Below are 4,650 nucleotides of genomic sequence, written 5' to 3'. Positions count from 1 at the left end.
CGTGAAATCTCGTGGGCCTGGATGTTGGAATACAACGAGGAACGCGATCACGATTCTCTTCAAGGAATGACACCTGTTGAGGTGTTGAAAAAATACGAACTCTCTACTTTAGGACTGTCAACCTAATTGGGAAGCTTACGGAACGACTTTCCCTTGCATCAGAACTTCCGCGAAAATATTTGCCTATGCTTAGACAAAGGCGAACCTTGGACATCGTGGTTTGCAGAAAAGTTTCCACAACCCAGAACGACCATAAAGGACTGGGACAAGTATTTGGAAATGGCGATTTCTTTGCACAAGTCATCCAAGGATAAGTTTCTCGCCGTCACGGGGTATAAATTTATTGGTGAAGATGAACACCAGCGCTATTCCAAACTCCTATTGAGAGCTCGGGAGATCGTAATGTCCGCTTATCAGGCGGCGATTGAGCTCTATGCCCAGTTACGTCCGGCCGACCTCGCCATTCAACATCTCAACAATGCTGAACTAACGGTTTATCTCGATCAGTCATTAACCCAGGACAAACAAGCAGACGCATTTCAGACTTTTTTAGAAGAGCTCGCGATCATATTTAACCGCGAATCCGGTGAGAACATTGATAGAGAAAGCAATGGCGGGCGTGAATTCTTGTCTCATCACCTTGATAAGATTCAATCAAAACTGATTTCCTCGCACCTAAATCATTTGATTTTCTTATTGGCACGCTTGCCTGATTCGGATGCCTACGCCAGAGCACTGCTTGATGCCTATCATGAGCTACGCTACAAAGGACACAACCCAAGCTTGAGTGTTCACAATGTGTTGTTGGACAACAAGTACCAGATATATCACCGGGACGTAAACTTCGTCAGAGTTGCCCGTCGTTCTGCAAAACGGATCGATATGGTAATTGAGCGGCATGCAGAACTACGCCGCGATCAGATCGTAAAAGAGATCAAAGACTATCTGCGTTCAGAGTATCGGCGAGTGCTGCATCCTGAGTGGGTGTACGACGAAAGCGGCGAACTGCCGCCATCAGCGACAAGCTTTAGAGGAGTCTATCTCGCACGTATAACGACATTGATAAACCGCTTGGACAAGATCAAACCGACATCTAATATGGAGCAAAGAGCAGCCATCTTGTTGCGCGCCGTCCTCTCATCTGCGGCGAAAGACATTCGCTACCGCTCAGATGAGGACGACATGTTTAATCACAATCTTCATCTCTTAATTGAGAATGATGCGCAGACCAATTTGACATTTTTTTATCGCGAGGTATTGTCACTTGCAAAAGCTATCGTCTCCAATGACGACGCTGACGTTCTCGAACTGGATACACCGATTCAATTAATTATTGCGTTCGGGAGTCCCTGTGACAATCTTGGTCTACACCCCGAGCAATATCCGGTGATGGAGGCGAACTATCTTGCTCACTATGGCAAATTCATACTCAAGTTATCAGATGACGTCATTCGGCAGATAGAAGACGATGCAGAACGATTCCGCACTGATGCGAAACAGGTCATTATTATCACGGAAAACTGTAACGCCACATTTGTCGGAGTGGACAATGACAGACTAGCTCACCTGGCTGCAACAACAATCTCGGGCATAAAATCCTTTATTCGAAAGGAAATTCACGGTGTAAAGAAAAGGCGAATACTGGATTTTGGTGGGACGCTGCCGTCATCTGATCAAACACTATTGAAGACTTGGTGCAAGAATCGAATCTGGATTGTTCACTTCGACGATAGCAGCAAGTCAATGCCTAAAGCGGCGACATTTCTCGAACGTCTATATAGATTCCTGGGACTGTCTCCGCAGCGAAACATTGTCTATGTCGGTTTTCCCGACTCACCCCAACTATTGGCGAAGCGGTCAGCGGAATTCCTGATAAGGTCGGCGTCGAATACCGCATCGGTACACTATTGGCCTGCGACGGGCTTTCCGGATGTACTAAAAGATCTACCAGTCACCTATTTTAATTTAATATCGTTTTGTCTTCGTTACCCCCACAAACTTTCAATACTGATGCGGCGAATACAAAAAAGGGCTGATACCATGACGGAATTAAAACAAATTCCGACTCAGCTACCAATTGAAAGGGAAATGGTGGAAGCAGTCTACCGAGAACAATTGAAAGAACGAGAGCGCATTGATTTCGACCAAATATTCTCCCGAGTTGCAGCGCAGCTCTACCCTCACAAAGTTGACGCCGCTTTGACGCAAACACAACAAAACGTCGTTCGCTCCTATATTGCGTTATTTGAATCACTCAAATCCTTGGCGGACTTAGGCAACGAGATACGGCGGGACAGATAGACAGGATAGGCTATTCAATCATTTTCAAAGAGGGGTTCAATGTTTGGTGGTAGCGAAGGCTTATTGGTGCCAGCTGTGATCTAGCTCACACCTTCCAAAAAAACTATTTCGCTACTATCATAGTCGTTTTCCCGATTGTATCCGACAAACTGACAATGAGAACAAAGATACTATGCCTATCGCTTCGCAATACCTGTCCTTAGTAAATAAAATTGATACTATCCCAAACTTCAGAGGTTTAGGGGTTGTCGCCATTAATGACGAAGCGGTAAGCGTCATACGCAAACCGCTCGCCTGCTTTCCGGGCGCCAACTATATTGTTATCGAGACGCAAACGAAACCAACTCCTCTACCTAGTCCCGATAGTGACGCAGTATGGAAAGAGGCTGGATTGGCGGCGATTAACTGTGGTGCAGCTACACTGGCCGCCATCGTCGTGTTTACATCCGCAGCCGCAACGCCGGTAACAGGCGGCACTAGCCTCGCGTTAACAGCAGTAAGCTAACCGCTGTGTACTTATTAGAGATGGAACAAGATTGAACGTCAAAACCATTCAACTTGCCTTTGCTTATGTGTTGTTGATAGTCTCGCTTTCTCTTGGGCTACGTGCGTTTGCAGAAATATTTGAAGTCGATGCAGAAACATCTACCGTTTTGATCACCATGATCGCGCCGATAGTTTCGCTGGTGTTGCTAAACCTACGCGGAATGGAAGTAGCGCGTCTGGTTTCTCTTATTCGCATTATTGCCGTTTCCGCTTTGTTCAATCTGGCGGCGATCATTCACGTGCCTGTCGCTGCTGTTTCGTTTTCTGTTTTGGGCTTTGTTGCGGGCTTGGCCGCCTCTTTTTTGGTACAAAAAGTAAAAAATAATTCGCCCTGATCCCGAACAACAATCCCGTTTTTCTACGGTGCCAATCGCACGTGATGTATCCACAAACCGCCATCAGCAGCTGCTAACTTGCATGCTCGTTTTCTTGTATCTAACAAATTCACTATTTGCCATTCTCTTTACATTGTTGAGAAAATTTTCATTAGTTGACAACTCTCCTGTGGAATCAATATCGAATCGATCGACGTGAACTAGTTCCTTATACTTTTCTACATTTCCAAACAAATAGGCAATCGCATAATTATTAAGAATTCTATTGAGGTCTTTTTTCGCGCTTCCAATATCGTCGGCTAGCGTCATTGAATTATTCACTAAAAGCAGAATTCCTAAAAATATAGATAGGACACCATACATTTTTTGAAATTTCACTATACAGTTACCTCTTGTTGTTCAGTAGTTCTTGTAACCAACCACTACATTGAGTTTCGTCATAATATCTTAGCCCTTCTGGATATTTTCGTGACTCGGGTACGCTCATCCAGTATGAGCTACTAGCATCATTCCTCATATCCACATGCCACCGCGGTACCCCTTTCTCATTCACATACGACCCGATGCGTTTAAACGAGACCCATTGATCCAGCAATTTCGCACCCTGGTATTCGTTCGTCATGCGTTGACCATCTGGACCGATGATCTGTATATTTGCGCATTTCCAGCACCATGCTAACCAGAAGAACCAGGACGAAATAAAATCGCGTTGATTTTTAGATGTTGTTTTTGATATTCAGTTTTTCGCTGTGGTCTGAGCCCACGAAGTCATGCCTTAAAGGCGGCATTCTACATGCCAATACTACCAATAATCCTCCAGCTTGATTCTTCTTTTCTTAAAACAAAAATAACGTTCCACGTTGTCGAGAATTCTGAGTCTGCTTCAATGTCATATCCCCTAGAAAACCATACAGAATCTACTATAGCGACGACCTTTTTCTTTGACAAACGCACACTTTCAATTTTAATTTTCGTTTCCTTATACCTAACAAATTCGCTATTTTTCATTCTTCTTGCATTGTTAGTAAAATAATCATTTGTTAAATAATTTCCAGAAGACCCGATCCCAAATCGGTCACCGTGAACAAGTTCATTGTATCGTTTGATGTCACCAAATAGATACGCATTAGCATAACCATTGAGAACATTTTCTAGCTCCTTTTTTTCGCTTACAACCTCGTTCGCTTGTAGAATTGTAATATTTGTGAAAAGCAATACGCCAATGAGTATTATACGAGAGGTAAATAAACTACGTAAAAACATTGCTAGACTACCTTTTATTTCCTAATATATCTTTTAGCCAGTTACTAGTCCGACCGTCATCGTAATACCGGAGGCCTTCTGGATACTCTTCAGACTTAGGTACATTCATCCAGTATGTACTACTAGTATCGTTCTTCATATCCACATGCCATCTAGGAATTCCACTCTCGTTCACATAAGAACCAATCCGATTAACCGCTCCTGA

The 4,650-nt window shown here is 43.8% G+C and carries 7 protein-coding genes; 4 read left to right on the top strand and 3 right to left on the bottom strand.

From position 1 onward, the window contains the following. From OEZ43_21925 to OEZ43_21910, 4 genes are all read left to right on the top strand, one after another. Window positions 1-126 (top strand): IS3 family transposase (locus OEZ43_21925; GenBank protein MDH5548238.1); only part of this gene is annotated, 126 nt, incomplete at its 5' end. Window positions 127-279: 153 nt separating this feature from the next. Then, on the top strand, window positions 280-2,301 hold the full coding sequence (locus tag OEZ43_21920; GenBank protein ID MDH5548237.1) for a hypothetical protein: 2,022 nt from the start codon (window positions 280-282) through the stop codon (window positions 2,299-2,301). Window positions 2,302-2,473: 172 nt separating this feature from the next. After that, a complete protein-coding gene (locus tag OEZ43_21915; GenBank protein MDH5548236.1) occupies window positions 2,474-2,806 on the top strand; it encodes a hypothetical protein in 333 nt (110 codons plus the stop codon). A gap of 31 nt (window positions 2,807-2,837) precedes the next feature. Beyond that, on the top strand, window positions 2,838-3,182 hold the full coding sequence (locus OEZ43_21910) for a hypothetical protein (GenBank protein MDH5548235.1): 345 nt from the start codon (window positions 2,838-2,840) through the stop codon (window positions 3,180-3,182). A gap of 63 nt (window positions 3,183-3,245) precedes the next feature. Here the strand turns inward: OEZ43_21910 and OEZ43_21905 are convergent, their stop codons facing one another. The 3 genes from OEZ43_21905 to OEZ43_21895 form a co-directional block, all read right to left on the bottom strand. Continuing rightward, on the bottom strand, window positions 3,246-3,560 hold the full coding sequence (locus tag OEZ43_21905; GenBank protein MDH5548234.1) for a hypothetical protein: 315 nt from the start codon (window positions 3,558-3,560) through the stop codon (window positions 3,246-3,248). Window positions 3,561-3,971: 411 nt separating this feature from the next. Beyond that, entirely contained in the window at window positions 3,972-4,445 is a 474-nt protein-coding gene (locus OEZ43_21900; GenBank protein ID MDH5548233.1) for a nuclear transport factor 2 family protein, read from the bottom strand. A 7-nt stretch (window positions 4,446-4,452) separates the two neighbouring features. Continuing rightward, the coding region (locus OEZ43_21895; protein MDH5548232.1) for a hypothetical protein at window positions 4,453-4,650 on the bottom strand (198 nt) is incomplete at its 5' end.

The organism is Gammaproteobacteria bacterium (assembly GCA_029881255.1).
Lineage (GTDB): Bacteria > Pseudomonadota > Gammaproteobacteria > S012-40 > S012-40 > JAOUMY01.
This window is presented reverse-complemented; position numbering and strand designations above follow the sequence as displayed.